5 protein-coding genes are annotated in these 21,145 nt (G+C 51.8%); 1 reads left to right on the forward strand and 4 read right to left on the reverse strand.

Going from position 1 to position 21,145, the window contains the following annotated elements; genetic code table 11:
- Positions 1-4 precede the first annotated feature (4 nt).
- Positions 5-304, forward strand: a complete 300-nt coding sequence (locus ABD880_RS16820) for a HigA family addiction module antitoxin (RefSeq protein ID WP_345168696.1) — start codon at positions 5-7, stop codon at positions 302-304.
- A 250-nt stretch (positions 305-554) separates the two neighbouring features.
- Here the strand turns inward: ABD880_RS16820 and ABD880_RS16825 are convergent, their stop codons facing one another.
- The 4 genes from ABD880_RS16825 to ABD880_RS16840 form a co-directional block, all read right to left on the reverse strand.
- Positions 555-1,496 carry an SDR family oxidoreductase gene (locus ABD880_RS16825; RefSeq protein WP_345168698.1) on the reverse strand — a complete coding sequence of 314 codons (942 nt, stop codon included), beginning with the start codon at positions 1,494-1,496 and terminating at the stop codon, positions 555-557.
- A 366-nt stretch (positions 1,497-1,862) separates the two neighbouring features.
- Positions 1,863-3,665 (reverse strand): translational GTPase TypA, encoded by a 1,803-nt coding sequence (gene typA / locus ABD880_RS16830; RefSeq protein WP_345168701.1) that lies wholly within the window; start codon positions 3,663-3,665, stop codon positions 1,863-1,865.
- Positions 3,666-3,973: 308 nt separating this feature from the next.
- On the reverse strand, positions 3,974-4,930 hold the full coding sequence (locus tag ABD880_RS16835) for a PorP/SprF family type IX secretion system membrane protein (protein WP_345168703.1): 957 nt from the start codon (positions 4,928-4,930) through the stop codon (positions 3,974-3,976).
- Positions 4,931-4,955: 25 nt separating this feature from the next.
- Positions 4,956-20,651 carry a T9SS type B sorting domain-containing protein gene (locus ABD880_RS16840; protein ID WP_345168705.1) on the reverse strand — a complete coding sequence of 5,232 codons (15,696 nt, stop codon included), beginning with the start codon at positions 20,649-20,651 and terminating at the stop codon, positions 4,956-4,958.
- Positions 20,652-21,145 lie beyond the last annotated feature (494 nt).

The following is a 21,145-nucleotide window of genomic DNA, read 5'->3' on the forward strand; positions in this document are numbered from 1 at the left end:
GCATATGGAAAGACTACCCAACATTCATCCAGGAGAAATATTGCAAGAAGAGTTTTTGGCTCCTCTCAACATAACTGCCTATAGACTTTCTAAAGACATTGGGATTCCGCAGACTAGAATATCTGAGATTTTGAAAGGCAACAGGAGAATCACCGCAGACACCGCTTTAAGATTGAGTTACTACTTCAGTAATTCTGCTAAGTTTTGGCTTGGTTTACAAGATGATTATGACTTGGAAGAGGAAATGACTGCCAAGTTAAAAGAGCTAGAAACTATAAAGCCATTTGAGAGATCTGCTGCTTAATTCAAGCAATTAAAAGTAATTCTGCCTTAATGTATAAACCCATGCAAGAAATTTAGAAACCTTCGTTTTTGCCCCAATTCCCAGAAAACAGGCCAAAAGCGGGCAAAAGCAACTACAAGCTCTAAGCGGCTTTGAGGCATTTGCTTTATAAAACTTGCTTAAAAAATGGTATTAAAAGAGATAGGGCCGCTATTAGCGGCCCTATCTCTTTTAAGGCACAAGTTGTAGTGCTATCTTTTACATTCAGGCATCAAGGCTGTCCACCGCCACCGGTAGCTGCATAGATTTGTCCCGTGGCATAACTGGCATCACTGGCGGCCAATTGCACATAGATGGACGCCAGTTCTGCAGGTTGGCCAGGGCGGCCCATGGGCGTGTCACCGCCAAACTGCTTCAGTTTTTCTTGGGTGGCGCCGCCGCTTACCTGCAATGGGGTCCAGATAGGGCCTGGTGCCACGCCGTTCACTCTAATGCCTTTAGAGCCCAGTTGCTTGGCTAAAGACCGCACAAAGCTGGTGTTGGCCGCCTTAGTCTGGGCATAGTCAAACAAGTCAGGAGAGGGGTCGGTGGCTTGCTCTGAAGAGGTGGAAATGATGACGGAGCCGGGTTTCAAATGCGGCAGGGCGGCTTTGGTAATCCAGAAGGGCGCGTAGATGTTGGTCTTCATGGTAGAGTCAAACTGCTCTGTAGTGATGTCCAGAATAGACTCCTGCGTTTGCTGATAGCCCGCGTTGTTCACCAGAATGTCCAGTCCGCCTAGGCTCTTAACGGCTTCCTTCACTAGTTTCTGGCAAAAATCTTCTTCGCGTATATCTCCTGGAATAGCAAGGGCTTTACGACCCTCGGCCTCAATGAGTGCAATTACTTCTTTGGCGTCTTCCTCCTCAGTGGGGTAATAGTTGATGGCCACATCGGCGCCCTCGCGCGCGTAGGCAATGGCGGCCGCCCGTCCCATCCCCGAGTCGCCGCCAGTAATGAGGGCCTTGCGGCCTTGCAACCGGCCTGAACCCTTATAGCTTTTCTCACCGTGGTCAGGCACTGGGTCCATCTTGCTGGCCAAACCAGGCCATGGTTGGGTTTGGCCTTTAAAAGGAGGTTGGGGGTATTTGTCAACGGGGTTCTGGAGGGTGTTTGCTTCAGTGGATTTCTTGGATGAGGCTTGGGCCTTTTCTTCTTTCTTCTGGTCTTTCATGGTGCGGTCTTCACTGTTTACAGCTTAATTAAATTGCAAGCAAAGCAGTCCCAAAATGGAGGGTGGAGTTACCTGCGCTTGCTTGGTAGGCCAACATTCTGCTTTTGTAAAACCTACCAACCTCTATACTATCCAGCCTAAAGAACGGTTACTCCACCCTTCCATAGAAATGCAGGAGCAGGGTAACTGGTGTGAGGAGCTGGAGAAGAAAGAGAAGCCCGCCGTTATAAATAGAATCTTACATGAACCAATGGATTGAGGCCGTTTTTAGCCTATTTTCCAGAAAACAGACCAAAAACGGAACAGCCTATAAAAGAAGAAGCCCGGCCAATTTGGCCGGGCTTCTTCTTTTATGAATATATGAGACTAGTTTTTGTCGCCGTAGCGCTTGCGCTCGTTCTCATCCAGGTAAATCTTACGCATTCTGATGCTCTTAGGCGTGATCTCCAGCAACTCATCCTTCTGGATGTATTCCATGGCTTCTTCCAGAGAGAACTGCTTCTTAGGAACAATCTTCACGTTGTTGTCAGAACCAGAGGCACGCATGTTGGTCAACTGCTTGCCTTTCTGGATGTTCACGGTCAGGTCATTCTGACGAGAGTGCTCGCCGATTACCATGCCCATGTACACCTCTTCGCCCGGATCAACAAAGAACACGCCTCTGTCTTGCAGTTTGTCAATAGAGTAAGCCGTTCCTGGACCCGTCTCCATGGCAATCAAAGAACCGTTGATACGGCCTGGGATGGCGCCTTTGAAGGGCTCATAGGCTACAAAACGGTGGTTCATGATGGCCTCACCAGCAGTTGCCGTCAACACGTTGTTACGCAGACCAATCAAGCCGCGTGCCGGAATGTTGAATTCTAAGTGCTGTAAGTCGCCTTTCGGCTCCATGATCATTAGATCGCCTTTGCGCTGGGTTACCAATTCAATCACTTTACCAGCAGACTCTTCAGGAACGTCTACTACCAAGTGCTCCATCGGCTCCATTTTCTGGCCGTTCTCTTCTTTAAAGATTACTTGTGGCTGTCCAACCTGTAACTCATACCCCTCGCGGCGCATGGTCTCAATAAGAACTGACAAGTGAAGGATACCGCGTCCGTACACCAAGAAAGTATCTTCTTTGTCGGTCTCGTCTACGCGCAGGGCCAGGTTTTTCTCCATCTCTTTGAACAAACGGTCACGCAAGTGACGGGATGTTACAAACTTGCCCTCTTTCCCGAAGAAAGGAGAGTTGTTGATGGTGAACAACATGTTCATGGTAGGCTCATCAATAGAGATGCGCTCCAACGGCTCTGGGTTCTCAAAATCGGCGAGGGTGTCACCAATCTCAAAACCTTCAATACCAGTTACGGCGCAGATCTCACCGGCAGAAACAGATTCTACCTTTACGCGACCCAGGCCTTCAAACACTTGAAGTTCTTTGATTTTTACCTTCTTGATAGAACCGTCACGCTTGCAAAGGCTCATGTTGGCGCCTTCTGTCAACGTACCGCGCTTAACGCGTCCAATGGCAATACGACCCACAAAAGAAGAATAATCCAAAGACGTGATCTGCATCTGCGGCGTGCCTTCTTCAGAAGGGGCCGGAGGGATTACGTCAATGATGGCATCCAATAAAGGGATGATGTTATCCGTTGGTTTCTGCCAGTCTGTGCTCATCCAGCCGTTTTTGCTGGAGCCGTAGATGGTCACAAAGTCCAATTGGTCTTCAGTGGCATCCAAGTTGAACATCAGATCAAATACCATTTCGTGTACTTCGTCTGGACGGCAGTTCTCTTTGTCTACTTTGTTTACCACCACAATTGGCTTAAGGCCAAGAGAGATGGCTTTGCCTAGCACGAAACGGGTCTGTGGCATAGGGCCTTCAAAGGCATCTACCAACAAAAGAACACCGTCGGCCATTTTCAATACGCGCTCTACCTCGCCTCCAAAGTCGGCGTGACCAGGCGTGTCAATAATGTTAATCTTAACACCATTGTAACGAACCGATACGTTCTTGGAAACGATAGTAATGCCGCGTTCCCGCTCCAGGTCATTGTTGTCCAGGATGAGGTCGTCGAACTGTTGGTGGGCGTCAAAAATCTTTGAGGCGTGGATGATTTTGTCTACCAGCGTGGTCTTACCGTGGTCCACGTGGGCAATAATCGCGATGTTGCGGATACTTTGCATTCAGAGGTTATTTTCAGGGCGCAAAGGTATGGTTTTTCCGGCGGTTTTTTACATTAAATTATAAAATCGCCTTTGCTCCAACCAGTTACATTCTTAAGTTATTCTGGGGCTAACAGGGGCTGGCCTTGCTAAGTTCCGGTTCAGGCCCATTTAAGTACAAGAATCTGGATGGTTCTGGTGATGAAAAAACTTCTGAATCCCTGTAAAACAGGGAAGTCGTTTTTGGTCTGTTTTCTGAAAAACAGACCAAAAACGACTTCTTGGATGGATAGAAATTCCCTGAAATGGGCCGTGTTCTAATCAGGTTTTTACTGCTTTACCCTAAACCCCAGCATGATCTCATGAGAACCCGCGCTGTAGGGTCTTAGTTTAGAAACCGTGATGTCATAAGAGTAAGAGAACTGGTACTGCTCCTTAAACTGCGTGCCCAGCAAGGCCACTACGGCGTCTTGCGTGCGGTAAGAAACGCCGGCCCAAATCTGGTCATCGTTCTTGTTGCGGCGGCGCTTGCTAAAGTGGTAGGTGCCCTTTAGGTTGAAGTCTGCCTGCACTGGTGCCGGCTCTGCATACTTGAACAAGATGGAAGGAGTGAGGGAGATGTTCTTCTGCACGTCAAAATTATAGCCCCCAGACACAAACAAGTGGCGGTACAGGCGGCTTTCATTGGTGGAGTTCTCCACTTCAAAGAACTTGTTGCCCAGCACCTGAAACAAAGACACGCCCGCAAAAAACTGCTCATTGTGCAGGTTCACGCCCAAGGTCAGGTCTGGCATGAACTTGTTGATAGGGCCGCTTGCTGTCACGGGGTCTAAATGGTTAGAATTGTCGGCCAGCTGGACTTTGTTAGGGTCAAACTTGAACTGCTGGGCCCCTACAAACATGCCAGAAGATAACCATAGCTCCCGGTTCAAGGGTACATGGTAGGCGTAAGAGGCCAGCACTGCCGTCTGCCGGGTAGGGCCCGTGTTATCTGTGTACAGATACCCGCCCACGCCATGGAAGCCCTGCATTCTGCCGCGTCTGCGCCGTCTGCTGTTCTGGAACAGTGCGCTCTCTCCGCTCAGGTAAAAGGTCTGGGGGGCGCCCTCAAACCCTACCCACTGGTTCCGGAAGCCGGCCTTGAAGTTGAGGTCCTTCTCATACCCGGCCACGGCCGGGTTCAAGAGAAAGTAGTTGGTCATGTACTGACTGGACAGGGCCTTCTGCTGGGCCTCCGCTACAGAGGCCCCCAGCAAGAAGGTGAAAAGGATTAGATACTTTTTCATAAGACTAATTAGGGGCTTTGACAGCTTAGCGTATGATGGTAAGAGATTTTCTGATGGCCGGTTGTCCGTTGCCCAGCTCTACCACGGTGTAGTAGGTGCCGGCTGGTACTGGTTTGCCCATGACGTTACCGTCCCATGGTTTCTGATAGCCTCTGGACTCAAACACCGGGCTGCCCCAGCGGTTGTACACGGTCACTCTACAGGCTGGGAACATGGTGCTTAGGTTTTTCAAGACCCATACATCATTGATACCGTCACCGTTAGGCGTGAACCCGGTTGGGATCTCAATGCCCTGGCCGTCAGCGATGGCTTGCATGGTAAAAGCCACTTCTACCGTACAGCCTTTCTTGTCTTTCACCGTCAGGGTATAGTTGCCTGCTTGTAGGTTGGTAAAGACAGAGTCCTTGGCAAATGGTCCGTTGTTCACTTTGTAGGTGTAAGGAGCCGTACCACCGCTGATGGCCGTTACCGCGGCGCTGTTGGCCGTGATGGCTTTGACGGTAGCCTTGATAGCCGTAGGGGCTTTCACGTCTGCCTTGCCCACGCTCATGGTACAGGCGCCACCAAAGCGGGCCACCAATTGGTAGGTGCCTACCGCCAGGTTGTTGAATACAGAATCCTTCTGGAACGACTGCCCGTTGTTGATGCTGAATTCGGCCTGGCCTTTTGCGCCCTGCGTAGAGAAGGTAATAGAACCGTTAGCGTCTCCCAGGCAAAGCACGTTCTTCACAGAAGCTAGTTGCGCGCCCACTTGGATTACCGTCACCGGAGTTGAGAACGTACAACCTTTGGCATCTTTTACCATGAGCTGGTAGTTGCCCGGGGCCACACCCGTCAAGGTGGCATTGGCCGTGAAGGTAGTGCCGTTGAGTGAGTAGGTGTATGGCGCGGTGCCTCCCTCTACATCCGTAACCGTCACCTTGCCCGTGGCCTGACCGCAACCCGCAGGCTCAGTAGTCACACTTGCCTTGGTGATGGACGTGGTGCTAACTATGACCGCCGATTGTACCAGCAGACACCCTTTGGCATCTTTCACGGTCACCTGGTAGGTTGCATCAGGGAGACCCGCAAACTCTGCGCTGGTCTGGAACGTGGCACCGTTGATGCTGTAGCTGTACGGGCTTTGTCCGCCGGTCACTTGCCCGATGGTAAGCTTGCCATTGGTGCTGCCGCAGGTGGCGTTGGTGGTGCTTACCGCAAAGGACTGAACGCCACCCGTAGAGGTAATGCTCTGGTTCTTGGTAAGTACACAACCCGTCGCGTCTTTAATGGTGATGGTGTAAGTGCCCACGGCCAGGTTCTGGAACTGCGCAGACGATTGGAACGCCGCTCCGTTCAGGCTGTAGCTGTATGGCTCGGTGCCCCCGCTCACATTAGAGATAGTGATAGAGCCGTTGGCCAAGCCGCAGGCAGAAGCCGTGAAAGCCAGCGTGGCGTCTTGCAATTTGCTCTCTTTGACCGTTACCGTTGAAGATGCGCCGCACCCGTTGGCGTCTTTCACATACACTTGGTAGGCCTTGGCGACTAGTTGGGTGAAGGTGTTAGAAGCCTGGAACGTACTGCCATCCAAGGAGTATAGGAATGGAGCGGTTCCGCCGGTAGTGCCCGTGATGGTGATGGAGCCAGCTGAGGTACAGGTTACAGGAGTGGTGGCCGTGGCAAATGCCGTGAGGCCCGTCTTGTCCTGTAGTGTTACCTGCCTCACCAATTGGCAACCGTTGGCGTCTGTCAAGGTGACGGTGTAGGTGCCAGCCGGTACTTTCTCAAAGGTGTAAGCAGTGCTCTCCAGATTGGTGGTTTTCTCTATTGCCCCACCTTTCAAGGTTACCGCATACGGGCCAGTGCCACCTGTAGCGCTTTGGATGGTGATGCTGCCATTGGCGTTACCGCAGGCCGGAGGTATGGTGGCTAAGACAAAGTCCTTAGGTCCTGCCACGTTTTCTACCTCTACTTCTCTGCTGTGCGTGCAGCCGTTGGCGTCTTTTACCAGAATGGTGTACTTGCCGGCTGGTAAGCCATCAAATGTAGGAGACGTCTGGAACGTTGTGCCGTTTTTGCTATAAGTGAATGGTGCTACGCCGTCTGTGATGTCTGCCACGGTAATCACTCCGTTGGCTTTGTCACAGGTAGTAGCCTGCAATCCAATCTTAAAGTCAGCAGGGCCAGAGGTTGACGTTACTTCGGCTTCTTGGGTAAACGTACAGCCATTTGCGTCTTTTACCAGGACGGTGTACTTACCAGCGGTCAAGGCCGTGAAGGTGGCATTGCCCTGGAAGTTGATGCCGTCCAGGCTGTAGCTGAATGGCGCTGTACCACCTGCTACCGTAGAGACGGTGATCCTACCATTGCTGTTGTTGCAAGAGGTTGCTTGCGCAAGGACAGAGAATCCTGCAAAGCCGGCTACATCTGTCACCTGTACTTGCTCTAAAGAGGTACAGCCTTTGGCGTCTTTCACGGTGATGGTGTACGTGCCAGCGGCTAAGCCTGTGAAGCGGTTAGACGTCTGGAAGTTGCCATTCTCTAACGCAAAAGTATACGGTGCTGAGCCACCCGTTGCGTTGTCAATAGTGACGATGCCGTTAGGGGAGCCGCAGGTAGAAGCTGTGGCTGAGGCTGTGAAGCTGACAGGTGCTTCCTTGCCCACTTGTACCGTCTTGCTCACGTCACAACCGTTGGCGTCTTTTGCCACCAAGGTGTAAGTGCCAGAGGCCAAGGCTGTAAACGTAGCGTTGGTTTGGAAGGTACCACCATTCAGAGCGTAGGTGTATGGAGCAGTTCCGCCGGTTACGCCCGTCACCGTCAAGCTTCCGTCCTGGTCAGAGCAGCTAGCGGCAATGGTGCTGGCTGCTACTTCGGTTGGCCCGGATATGTTGCTGATGGTTACCTCTTTCTGGAAAGTACAGCCGTTGGCATCCTTCACCGTGAACATATAGTTTCCGGCAGGCAGTGCCGTAAAGTTAGCCGATGCTTGGAAACTAGTACCATCAAGGCTGTAGGTGTAAGGAGCCGTGCCACCGGTTATCGTGGTGATGGTGACTTCGCCGTCAGATTTTCCGCAGGTAGAAGCGCTTGTAGTAGCCAATAGATTGGCTGGACCCGCTACGTTCTCTATGGTCACCTTTTGGATAATCACACATCCATTGACGTCTTTCACGGTCACAGTATGCTCACCAGCGGCCATGGCCATAAAGGTTGCCTCCGTCTGGAAGTTGGAGCCATTGAGTGAGTATACATACGGAGCTGTTCCACCTGTAACCTCTGTCACGGTCAGTTCGCCGTTGCTGGTGCCGCAAGTGCTAGCCTTAGCCGCTATTCTTACATTGCTTGGGCCATCTACATTGCCCACCGTTACCGCCGTGGTGAACAGACAGCCGTTGGCGTCTTTCACAGTCATCTGGTAAGTGCCAGCCTTCACGTTCCCGAAAGTAGAACCTGTCTGGAACGTGCTGCCATCTATGCTAAACATATAAGGTGCCGTTCCTCCTGTTACTTCACCTATGGTCACTTGGCCGTTGCTGTACCCACAAGTTGAAGAAGTAGCGGTTGCTGTGAAAGCGTTAGGTCCAGCTTTGTCTTCTAAGGTTACGGTTTCAACAGCCAGGCACCCGTTGGCATCTTTGACAGTGATGGTATAGGTGCCTGCCGTCAGGTTCTCAAAGGTAGAAGCCGTCTGGAAGTCTACGCCGTTTTTGCTGTAGAGGAACGATGCGGTGCCGCCGGTTAAACCTGTCACAGTAATTTTTCCATTGCTGTTTCCGCAGGTGCTGGCAGTAGGCATTAAGGTGAAGGTTGGGCCGGTAATGTTCTGGATGGTCACCTCTTGGCTTATGGTGCAGCCTCTGGCATCTTTCACCATGACCGTGTGAGTGCCCATGGACATACCCGCAAACGTGGCATTGCTTTGATAGACACCTCCATCCAAGCTGTAGGTGTAAGGGGCAAAACCTCCGGTTACGGCACTTACCGTTACACTGCCGTTCTGTTGCTCACAAGTAGAAGCGTTAGTAGCGGCTGAGAAGCTGGTGAGCTTATTGGTCTTTACTTCTACTGTAGCAGTCACCTCGCAACCATTGGCATCCCGCACTGTAATGGTGTACTGGCCCGATGCTAAGCTGGTGAATGTTCCATCCGTTGCAAAGTCCTGTCCATTGATAGAGTAGTAGTAAGGTGCGGTGCCGCCTGTTACGCCAGAGATGAGCAAGCGACCGTCGTTGTTCTGGCAACTAGCAGGTTCCGCAAAGGCCGCGACCGCCGTAGGGCCGGTGATGTTAGAGATAGTCACGGTCTGTTGCGAAGTGCACCCGTTGGCATCTTTGACAGTCACAGTGTATGGCCCAGCCATCAAGTTATTGAAATCGCTTGACCCTTGGAAAGTACTGCCGTCTACGCTATAGGTATAAGGCGCGGTGCCACCCTTAACAGAGGCAATGGTTAGGCCGCCGTTCTTATTGCCGCAGGTACTGGACTGGGTAGTGACCACTAAGCCAGACGGACCGGCAATGTTTTCTACTTGTACCTTTTGACTGTAAGTACAGCCGTTCGCGTCTCTTACGGTTACTGTATGCTCGCCCGCCAACACGGCGGCAAAGGTGGCAGCAGTTTGGAAGTTGCCGTTGTCCAGTGCATAAGTATAAGGAGCGGTTCCGCCGGTAGTGCCCGTAATGGTGATAGAACCGTTAGAAGCACCGCAGGTAGTAGATACATCGGTAGCCGTCAGAGCGCTTGGTCCGGCAATGTTGGTAACGTCTACCGTTTTGCTGGTTACGCAGCCATTGGTGTCTTTTACCGTGATGGTGTAGTTGCCGCTCAGCAGTCCTGTAAAGCTGGCAGCAGGTTGGAAGGTGCCTCCATTCAAGGAATAGCTATAAGGTGCCGTGCCGCCTAAAACTCCAGAGACCGTAATTTTTCCGTTGTTGTCTCCGCAGGTAGAGGCCACTGGTGCCGCCGTGAAATCTGTTGGCCCCGGTACATCTGTAAGCGTGACTGTTTTTATGAAGGTACAACCGTTGGCGTCTTTCACGGTGAGGACATAGTCGCCGGCCAGTAAGCCAGTGAACTTGGCATTAGCCTGGAAAGGAGACCCCTCTAACGAGTACGTGTAAGGAGCTGTTCCGCCCGTGACCGGTCCCATCGTCAACTCGCCATTGGCAGCGCCGCAGGTAGTTGCTTTGGTAGCGATGGCAAAGCCGGTAGGTCCGGCAATGTTGCCCACCTGCACAGAGGTGCTGAATGTACAGCCCTTCGCATCTTTTACCAGAAGCGTGTGGGTGCCGGCGCCTACTCCTGTAAACGTGGCCGAAGCCTGGAATACAAAACCGTCTAAACTATACGTGTAAGGAGCCGTGCCCCCTGTGACCGCTGTTGCCTGAATGCTACCATTGCTTTGACCGCAGGTAGCACCCGTGGTTGTAGCGGTAAGAGCAGTAGGCACGTTCTGTTTTACTTGCACAGATGCGGTAACCGTGCATCCATTGGCGTCTCTGGCTGTAAGCGTGTACGTGCCAGCCGCCAGGTTCTCAAAGGTTAATCCCGGCTGGAAGGTAGTGCCATTGATAGAGAATTGGTAAGGCGCAGTGCCACCCGTCACTCCAGAAACAGTCACACTGCCATCTTGATTTACGCAAGAAGCAGAACCAGTGGTGGCAGCTACGGCGGTTGGGCCGGCCACGTTGGTGACAGTTACAGCCTTAGTAAGAATACAGCCGTTGGCATCCTTCACGGTGATGGTATAAGAGCCGGCAGACAGGGCAGTGAAGGTTTCTAACGTCTGGTAAGTGACTCCGTCCTTGCTATAAGTATATGGAGCCGTTCCGCCTGTCACGCCTGTGAGGGTTAGCTCGCCATTGTTGTTGCCGCAGGTAGAGGCTGTGGTAGAGGCCGTGAAGGCAGAAGGGCCTGCCACGTTTGTGATGACTACCTTCTTAGAGAATACACAGCCATTGGCATCTTTTACGGTTACCGTGTGCTCACCTGCTTTAATGAAAGCAAACAGACTCGCGCTTTGGAAGGATCCGCCGTTTAGGGCATAAGTATACGGAGCGGTTCCAGCGGTAACGTTAGTGACTGAGATAGAAGCGTTGCTGTTACCACAGGTAGAAGCAGTAGAGACTAATAACAGGTCTGCTGGACCTGCTATGTTTTCCACTACCACAGACCGGCTGAAGCGACATCCATTGGCGTCTTTCACGGTAATGGTATGCGTGCCGGCCAGCAAGCCTGTAAAGGATGCGCTGGTTTGGAACAATATACCATTCTTGCTGTAGGTATACGGTGCGGTGCCGCCTGCCACATTTTGTACCGTAATGGCTCCATTGCTGGCGCTACAGGTAGAGGCTTGGGCAGTGGCCGTAAAGGACGGGCCTGCGATATCTTGTAAAGTAATCTCCTCTGTGTAAATACAGCCGTTCGCGTCTTTTATGTGAAGGGTATAGGCGCCAGCGGTCAACCCTGTGAATGTGGCCGAGGTCTGGAAACTACCGTCCTCCAATCTATAGGTAAACGGAGCCGTTCCCCCCACTACACCGCTAACAGTGAACTCACCGTTATTGCTTCCGCAGGTAGAGGCTTTGGTTGTGGTGATAGCATCAGAAGGACCGTTGGTGTTGCTGAGCGTCACCGCTTGAGTAAAGGTACAGCCCTTTGCGTCTTTCACGGTGATGCTGTAAGTGCCTGACGCCAGCGCCGTGAAAGTAGCGCTCGCTTGGAACGTGTTGCCGTCTTTGCTATAGGTGTAAGGAGCCGTGCCACCCGTGATTCCTCCCAGGGAAATGCTACCGTTGCTGTTGCCACACGTTGAGGAGGTAGTGCTGAAGGCAAAGGCGGTAGGAACGTTCTGGTTGATTTGGAGCGTAGTGCTCACTTCGCAACCATTTGCATCTTTTGCCCTAATTACATAATCGCCTGACTTCAAACCAGCATAAGAGGTGGTAGCAGTGAAGGCACTGCCATTGAAGGAATAGCTGAAAGGCGCCGTGCCCCCGGTTACGCCAGAAATGGTAATGGTGCCGTCATTGTCTGCGCAACTGGCTGGAGAGAAGGTGGCCACCAGGGCGCTTGGACCTTTTACATCTGCAACAGAAACTGACTTGGTGATAAAACAGCCATTGGCATCTTTTACCGTGATGGAATGCGTGCCCGCCAACACCTCTGAGAAAGTAGCCGAAGCCTGGAAGTTTACCCCGTCCTTGCTATAGGTATAAGGAGCCATTCCGCCAGTTACCTCTGTGATGGTCAAGGCCCCGTTGCTGGCACCGCAGGTAGAAGCTTTGGTACTAGCCATGAAAGTGGTTGGACCGGCAATGTTGGTGAGGGTTACTTTCTGGCTGTAGGTACAACCATTGGCATCTCTCACTGTTACCGTATGCTCACCTGCTAATACTGCTGTGAAACTTGGTGAGCTTTGGTAAGCAGAGCCGTTCAGGGAGAAGACATACGGAGCTGTTCCGCCTAGTATGCCGTTAATGGCAATTACTCCATTGCTGGCGCCACAGGTAGAAGAAGTAGCGGACAATTGCAGTTGAGCTGGTCCAGCTATGTTTTCTAACTCAATGGTCTTAGCATAGATACAGCCGTTGGCGTCTTTCACCGTGATGGTGTGCACGCCCGCAGTTAAGCCGGAGAAAGTGGCCGAGGCCTGGAACGTGGTACCGTTTACGCTGTAGGTAAACGGAGCGGTTCCGCCAGTGATTGCGCCTACCACCAACCGTCCGTTGTTATTACCGCAGGTAGAAGAAGTAGCGGTAAGTACAGCCTCGCTAGGTCCGGCAATATCTGTCACTACTACGGTCTCTGTTGACACACACCCATTGGCGTCTTTGGTGGTGATGGCATACGTGCCAGCCAGCAAGTTGCTAAAGGTAGTGCCCGTCTGGAAGGTGCTTCCGTCTTTGCTATACGTGTAAGGAGCAACTCCCCCAGAAACACCAGATACTACAATGCGTCCATTTGCCGCGCCGCAAGTGCTGGCGTTGCTAAAAGTAGTGAAGGTAGGACCTGAGATGTTGCTGATAGAAACTGCCTGGCTGTAGATACAGCCTTTGCTGTCTTTCACAAAAATGGTATAGGTACCCGCCGCCAGGTTGTTAAAGGTGGTAGAGGTTTGGTAGGTTACGCCGCCTTGGCTATACTGATAGGGAGCCGTGCCACCGGTTACTTGACCAATGGTTAACTGACCGTCACTGCGGCCACAAGTAGAGGCTGTGGTGGTGCTAACAAAACGCGTAGGCACATTTTCCTGAATAGTTACGGACGAAGAGGTTACACAGCCATTCGCATCTTTTGCATATACCGTGTACGTGCCGGCCGCCAGTCCTGGGAATGTAGTGCCTGTCTGGAAGGTGGTACCGTTGATGGAGTAGATGAATGGAGCCGTTCCACCGAAGACGTTGCCTACCGAGATACTTCCGTCATTGTTCAAACAGCTGGCCGGCAGAGAACTGGCCGAAATAGCCGTTGGACCCGCAATGTTTGAAATGGTGACCGCCTTCTGGAATGTACAGCCGTTGGCATCTTTCACAAGAATGGTATATGTACCGGCTAGCAGTGCTGAGAAGGTAGAAGAGGCCTGGTAGTTGATGCCGTTCACACTGTAGGTGTAAGGAGCCGTCCCGCCCGTGGTGGCAGTCACCGTCAGGCTACCGTTGCTAGAACCGCAGGTAGAAGAAACGATGGAAGCTGTGAAGTTGGAAGGACCGGCAATGTTCTCTAGCGTAATGGACTTGCTGAAGACACAGCCGTTGGCGTCTTTCACCGTGATGGAATGCGTGCCCGCCGCCAACTGCTGGAAAGTAGTATTGCTCTGGAAAGTGCCTCCGTTCAAGGAGTACTGGTAAGGAGCCGTGCCGCCGGTTACGCCATTGACCAGAACAGAACCATTGCTGTTGCCGCAGGTGGATGAAACGTTGCTTAAGGTAAGGTTGGTAGGGCCTGCCACATCTCCTACTGTCACTGTTTGAGAAACTGAGCACCCATTGGCATCTTTTACCAAGATGGTGTAAGTGTTGGCTGTCAGAGAAGCAAAAGTGGCGCTGGTCTGGAAGGTGCTGCCATCTTTGCTATAGGTATAAGGAGCGGTGCCGCCGGTTATCCCGGTGACAGTAAGACTGCCATTGTTGTTCCCGCAGGTAGAAGAGTTGACGGTTGTCACCAAGGCGGTTGGGCCCGTGATGTTGGTGATGGTGGCTTGCTTAGTGAACGTACAGCCGTTAGCGTCTTTTACGGTGAGGATGTACGTGCCAGAAGCCAGGTTTAAGAAAGAGCCAGATGTCTGGAATGGTGCTCCCTCCAGACTGTATGTGAAGGGTGCCGTTCCGCCGGTCACCGCAGTGACAGTCAGTCCGCCGTTGGAGTTACCGCAGATAGAAGATTTGCTGGCGGTCACTAAGTCAATTGGGCCAGCTACGTTTTCTACTCTCACTTTCTGGGCGTAAGTACAGCCATTCGCGTCTTTTACCGTAAGGGTGTACTCACCCGCCAATAGCTGTCCAAAGCTGGTGCCGTTTTGGAAGGAGGTGCCGTCCAATGAATATTGGAAAGGACTGGTTCCGCCCGCCACACCAGCAACGGTCAGGCTACCATTGGCCGCACCGCAGGTGCTGGAAACGGTGGCAAGGCTTACTTGAGTAGGTCCATTGATATTCGTTACAGCTACAGAAAGGGTCTTTATACAGCCGTTGGCATCTTTCACTGAAATGCTGTAAGTAGCTGCTGCCAGATTCTGGAAAATATTTTCCGTCTGGAAGGCGCCGCTATTTATGCTATAGGTGTAAGGGGCTGTCCCTTCTGTGGCCAGTACTGAGATTTGGCCGTTGCTGTTACCGCAAGTTGATGCTGTTGCCGTAGCGGTAGCCTGAGGGCCAGCAATATTAGTTAGCTGTACTGTTTTAGAAAGCACGCATCCATTGGCGTCTTTGACAGTCAACACGTACTCACCCGCCATCAAGGCGCCAAAAGTAGCGGAAGCCTGATAGGCACCATTGTTAAGAGAGTAGGTGTAAGGGGCCGTTCCACCAGTGACGGTACCTAGGGTCAATTCTCCGTTGGCATTGCCGCAGGTAGAAGCTTTGGCAAAAGAGCTAAATTCTGTTGGGCCTGCCACGTTGGTGATAATTACCTGCTCAGAATAGGTACAGCCTTTGGCATCTTTCACAGTAATAGTGAATGTGCCAGCTGTCAAGCCCGTGAAGGTGTTAGAGGCCTGGAAGTTAGTGCCGTTCTTGCTGTAGGTGAAAGGGGCAAAGCCCCCTGTTACTTTTGTGATGGTAAGGCTTGCATTGCTGTTACCACAGGTAGACGCGCTGGCTGTACTTGCAAATGCCACCGGTTTGTCCGTGCCCACGATGATGGACGTGGTGGTTAAACAACCGTTGGCGTCTTTAGCTGTGATGGTATACGTACCTGCAGCCAAGCCTGTGAAAGAGGTGCCTGTCTGGAAAGCAGTGCCGTTGATGGAATAGCTGTAAGGAGCCGTGCCACCAGAAACTAAGCCTACCAACACGCTGCCGTCATTGTTTTGGCAAGAGGCTGGCTGGGTAGTGGCTGCTACCGCCGTAGGACCTGCAATGTTGGTTAGGTTAAGTGATTTGGTAATGGTACAACCGTTAGCGTCCTTCACTACCAGCGTATAAGTGCCGGCAGTTAATCCAGAGAAAGAAGCAGATGTCTGGAAAACTCCGTCAGTAATGCTGTATGTGTAAGGGGCCGTTCCGCCACTTACACCCGTGATGGTTACGGCACCGTTGCTTGCACCGCAAGTAGTAGCAGTTAGGGTAGCCGCTGCATTGGTTGGCCCAGCCACGTTACTAACAGCCACTGAGCTGGCGAAGGTACACCCTTTGGCATCCTTCACAGTCACAGCATAGGAGTCAGCCGCAAGCCCAGTCAATACATTGGAAACTTGAAACGTAGTGCCGTCTGTACTGTAGGTGTAAGGAGCCGTTCCGCCCGTCACGCCAGTAATGGTAATGGTTCCATTGCTGTTTCCGCAGGTAGAAGCGGTTGTTGTTCTGGTAAAGGCAGTAGGAACGTTTTTAGTAATAGTTACTGCTTTTGTGACCACGCAGCCATTTGCATCCTTGGCGGCAAGTGTATAGGTGCCGGAGGCTAATCCTGTAAAGTCCAGATTTGCCTGATAGCTTCCATTGTTGAGGGCAAAAGTATAAGGGGCCGTTCCGCCGGTCACGCCGGTCACATTGAGGCTACCGTCATTGTTTTGGCAACTGGCAGCCACCGTTGTGGTGGCAATGGCCGTTGGGCCGGCAACGTTGGTGAGCGTAAATGACTTCTGGAAGGTACAGCCGTTAGCGTCTTTTACTGTAAAAGTGTAAGTGTCAGCCGCCAGGCCTGTGAAGATGGTCTCCGTTTGGAAGGTTGTCCCGTCTTTGCTGTACGTGAAAGGTGCGGCTCCGCCGGTAACCCCGGTAAAGGTTACTTTTCCGTTACTGGCGCCACAGGTAGATGGCTGGATATTAGCCAGGAGATTGGTAGGACCCAGCTTGTCTGTAACAGTAACGGTCTGCGTGAAAGTACAACCATTGGCGTCTTTCACCGTGATGGTGTGCTCTGCCGCAAGAATACCAGTAAAGGTATCTGCCGTTTGGAAAGTACCTCCATTTAAGGAGTAAGAATAAGGAGCAGCGCCGCCCGTAACTCCTTTAATCTGTACAGATCCATTGGCGCTACCACAGGTAGAGGAAACACTCGCCAATGTCAAGGCAGCAGGACCTGCCATGTCCTGGAGAGTGACTGTCTGGCTGGTTATACAACCATTGGCGTCTTTCACTACCAGAGTATGAGGGCCGGCTACTAATAAAGTAAACGTAGTACTGGCTTGGAACGTGGTGCCGTCTTTGCTGTAGGTGAAAGGCGCGGTGCCACCAGTGACCGCGGTAATGGTAAGGCTTCCGTTGTTACGTCCGCAAGTGGTGGCTTGTGTGCTGACAGTAAAAGAAGAGGGCCCTGCAATGTTGGTGATAGTGGCTTGTTCAGTGTACGTGCAGCCATTGGCGTCTTTTACGGTAATGGTGTGGGTGCCAGCAGCCAGCGCCGTGAAAGCAGTGCTGTTCTGGAAGGTGGTTCCGTCCAGGGAGTAAGTGTAAGGAGCAGTGCCGCCGGTAACAGACCCAAGGGTTAGTTCGCCATTCGCGTTGCCGCAGGTAGAGGCTTTGCTGGAAACTGCGACATCTGAAGGACCTGCAATGTTGGTGATGGTGAGGGAGCGTGTAAACGTACAGCCCTTGCTATCTTTCACGGTGATGCTGTGGGTGCCGGCCGCTAATCCCGTAAAGCTAGACGAAGCCTGGAAGGTATTTCCGTCTTTGCTGTAGGTATAGGGAGCCGTTCCGCCAGTGATGGTGCCAATGGCAATGCTACCGTTACTGTTGCCGCAGGTAGAAGAGGAGATGGTAGCCGCAAAAGCCGTCGGGATGTTTTTGCCTACACTTACAGAAGTGGTCAACAGACAGCCGTTCGCATCCTTCGCCGTGATGGTGTACGTGCCCATAGCCAAGCCATTGAACGTGGTAGCTGATTGGAAGGTAGTACCATTGATAGAATACGTGTAAGGCGCAGTGCCACCCGTTACCCCAGAGATAAGGAGACTTCCATCATTGTTCAAACAACTGGCTGGGGTGGCAGAGGCCGTAACTGCAGTAGGGCCTGCAATATTGGTAATGGTGAATGCCTTTGCGAAGGTACAGCCATTGGCGTCTTTCACGGTGATGGTGTAAGTGCCAGAAGCCAACGCAGAGAACACATCCGAAGCCTGGAACGTGGAACCGTTTCCGCTATAGGTGTAAGGAGCCGTCCCGCCAGTCACACCCGTAATGGTCAACTCGCCATTAGGAGCACCGCAGGTGGTGGAGGTAGTGGTGGCAGCCATGGCGGAAGGACCTGCCACGTTAGTCACCGTTACATTTTTGTTGAACGTGCAACCGTTGGCATCCTTCACGGTAACAGAATAAGAGCCGGGCATTAGTCCAGAGAAGGTGGCAGATGCCTGATAGCTGGTACCGTTAATGCTATAGGTGAACGGAGCCGTGCCACCGATAATGCCGCTTACCAAAATGCTTCCGTTGGCATTACTACAGGTAGAAGCGGTTGGGCTTAGCGTAAATGCAGTTGGGCCTGCTATGTCTTGCAAAGTGACGGCTTTGCTGAAAACGCATCCGTTGGCGTCCTTAACGGTAATGGTATGCGTTCCCGCCGTTAAGGCCGTGAAAGTGGTGCCGGCCTGGAAGGTAGTTCCGTCCAGGCTGTAGCTATAGGGCGCAGTGCCTCCAGTGATGCCAGTAACCGTTAGCGCGCCATTAGCCCCACCGCAGGTAGAGGACGTGACGCTGGCCGTGAAGGCAGCAGGACCGGCAATGTCAGTAACCGTGAAGGTCTTAGTGAAGGTACAACCATTGGCATCCTTCACCACCACGGTATGGGTAGCCGCAGATAATGAACCAAAGTTTGCAGAGGTTTGGAAGGCACCGCCATTGAGGCTGTAACTAAAAGGGGCGGTGCCCCCTGTTATTCCCGTTAGAATCAGGGAGCCGTTGTTGCCGCCGCAGGTGCTGGAGGTAGTAGAGCCCGAGATGTTGGTAGGCCCCGCCATGTTAGTTACCTCCACTGAGCGTAAAAATATACACCCATTGGCGTCTTTCACGGTAATGGAATGGATACCGGCCATAAGGCCTGCAAAGCTAGAAGCGCTCTGGAACGTAGAGCCGTCCTTGCTATACGTGTAGGGAGCGGCGCCTCCGGTAACACCTGTCACAGAAATACTGCCGTTGCTGGCGCCGCAAGTGCTGGCAACAACTCCAGAAGAGAATCCTGTAGGTCCCGCCACGTTGGTCACCGTCACCGTCTGGCTGAAAAGACAGCCGTTTGCATCTTTCACAGACACGGTGTGCGTGCCGGCGGCTACTCCTATAAAGCTACCCGAGGCTTGATAAGCACCATTGTTGAGGCTATACGTGTAGGGGGCCGTTCCTCCGGTCACTCCGGCCACAGAAATGACCCCGTTAGGATTCCCGCAGGTAGACGCTTGGGTGTTGAAAGTCGCACCCGTAGGGCCTGGTATGTCTAACAGCGTTACAGATTCAGAATACACGCAACCGTTGGCGTCTTTCACCTGTACCGTATACGTGCCTTTGGCCAGCGCACCAAACGTATTAGAAGCCTGAAAAGCGCCGCCATTCAAGCTATAACTAAATGGAGCCGTTCCATTGGTGACGGTGCTTGCCTGAATGGTGCCGTTGCTGGCGCCGCAGGTAGTAGAGGTCAAGGTAAAGGCTAGGTCAGTGGGGCTCACCGCCTGTGTAACCGTAAAAGACTTCTGTACGGCGCAGTTCTTGCCGTCTGTCACAGTGACGGTATAGGTGCCGGCCGGCTTGTTGACGATGGTTGCCGTGGTTTCACCGGTGTTCCATTTGTAGGTGACGGGTCCTTCCGCTCCAGTCACTGAAGCAGTAAGCGAGGCGGTAGTGCCGGTGCAAATAACGGCAGGGCCCGCCACGCTCACCTGCATATTGTAGAAGGAAACAAGCACCTCGTCACTCGCGGCAGTACAAGAACCGTTGCCTGTTGAGGTTAATGTGAGTTTCACAAAGCCAGCCTGCAGCTCATTGGCGGTAGGCGTATAGACGGCGTTGAGCGTGGTATTGTTAGGCGAGAAGGTGCCTGCCCCGCCACTCCACTGGCCGCCCGTGGCGGCTGTGACAATTCCTGTCAACTGCACAGGGTTGAGAGAGCAGACCAACTGGTCTGGTCCGGCATTGACGGTTAAGTCTGTGACTACATTGATACTCGCTGAGAACTTCTGACAGGCGGGATAATTCTCGGTGCGTACCTCTAGAGAGTATTGGCCTGTCTTTGGGGCGGTAAACTTTTGGTTTGTACCTACCAGGTTGCCATTGCTGTCGGTCCATAGGTAGGTGAACTTGCCAGAGCCGCCCGTGACTATACCCGTCAGCTCAACCCCCGAAGAGCCCGGGCAGATAATGGCCGGGCTAGGGGAGATGGCAACCACAGGTGCTTTGTAAAAATACACCCTAACCGTATCACAGAAAGGAAGCGTAGAGCAAGGAGACTGCACAGAAGACCCGCATACCACATAATCTACAAAGGCAGGGGCGCTGGCATCTGGCGTGACGGTAGGCGTGGCGCATCCAGATAGGCAACTAAGGTATTTGTTATAGGCACCCCCTCCGGTAATGTCTCTCCACGTGATGGAAGACTCATTGAAGGCAATGGGTGCTTGCAGCTTGGCAGAACAGCCGCCAGACACCGGCATGTCAGGCACTGGTGTAAACGCAGCAATGGACTTGACCTGGAAGACGTTTTTAGCACCGCCGGGCATACAAATGGTAAGCACGTGCGGCCCCACGCCAGAAACGCAGATAGGCTGGCCCACCGGAACCGGAGTTCCGCAGTTGATCTGATAGGTCATGGACCCAGAAGGAACTGGTCCGCCCACAATGTTAAACTCTAAGCCAGCTGCATTCTTGTCTAGTGTGATAGAGAACTGAACGCAATTATCATTGCCGGTGGCCCCGCACGCCTTTCCGCTTCGATCAATTTCAGGAGACGTGTAGATTCCGTTTGGTTGTCCTGATAGGTTTACCGGATAAACGGTAGCCGTCTGAGCAAACGCTGCCTGGGCACTGGTCAGTTGAAGTAACCAGAAAAAGAAGAGAAAAAAGTAAGGGCTTAGTCTAGGAGTAGAGGTTGTATTCATATAGTACTGTTAGGGGAGTCTTATTTTGTCTGGGATGCAGTTGAATTCAACTAAATAATGGCTTGATTTCTAGAGGAATTAGCTGCTTCACGGTCTTGGGTTTTCTAAGGAGTTAGGCTGGTGTTAGTTAAATTTTAACCTAAAGACTTTGTTGGATAAATCATAGGATTTTATTAAAAATATTATATTAATTGTTTGATAAATAGATGTGTTTTATTTAAAATTAAAATTGTAAAAGTTATATTTAAACCATAGTAAATATTGCTTATGCTAAGCTAGAGATGATAATAGTTTTATAATCAACTTGGAATGAAAATTTTGTTGATAATCTTAATTTAGGTTGAATAATCATATTTAGAATAGTTAAGTTCCAAGAACGATGTTTTTTGATAATTATAATTTTCTAGGTTGTTGTCACCGTAAAACTGAGGGAGTAGTCTGCAAATCTTAAGGTAGATTTTGAGGCAGTTTGGCTTAATAATCAAGCCTGTAAA

The sequence above is a fragment of the Nibribacter koreensis genome (genome assembly GCF_039541795.1).
In the GTDB taxonomy this organism is placed as follows: Bacteria; Bacteroidota; Bacteroidia; order Cytophagales; family Hymenobacteraceae; genus Nibribacter; species Nibribacter koreensis.

Coding starts and splice junctions, on each gene's coding strand:
- ABD880_RS16820 (WP_345168696.1), top strand. CDS start 5: ATGGAAAGACTACCCAACATTCATCCAGGAGAAATATTGCAAGAAGAG.
- ABD880_RS16825 (WP_345168698.1), bottom strand. CDS start 1,496: ATGAAAGACCAGAAGAAAGAAGAAAAGGCCCAAGCCTCATCCAAGAAA.
- typA (WP_345168701.1), bottom strand. CDS start 3,665: ATGCAAAGTATCCGCAACATCGCGATTATTGCCCACGTGGACCACGGT.
- ABD880_RS16835 (WP_345168703.1), bottom strand. CDS start 4,930: ATGAAAAAGTATCTAATCCTTTTCACCTTCTTGCTGGGGGCCTCTGTA.
- ABD880_RS16840 (WP_345168705.1), bottom strand. CDS start 20,651: ATGAATACAACCTCTACTCCTAGACTAAGCCCTTACTTTTTTCTCTTC.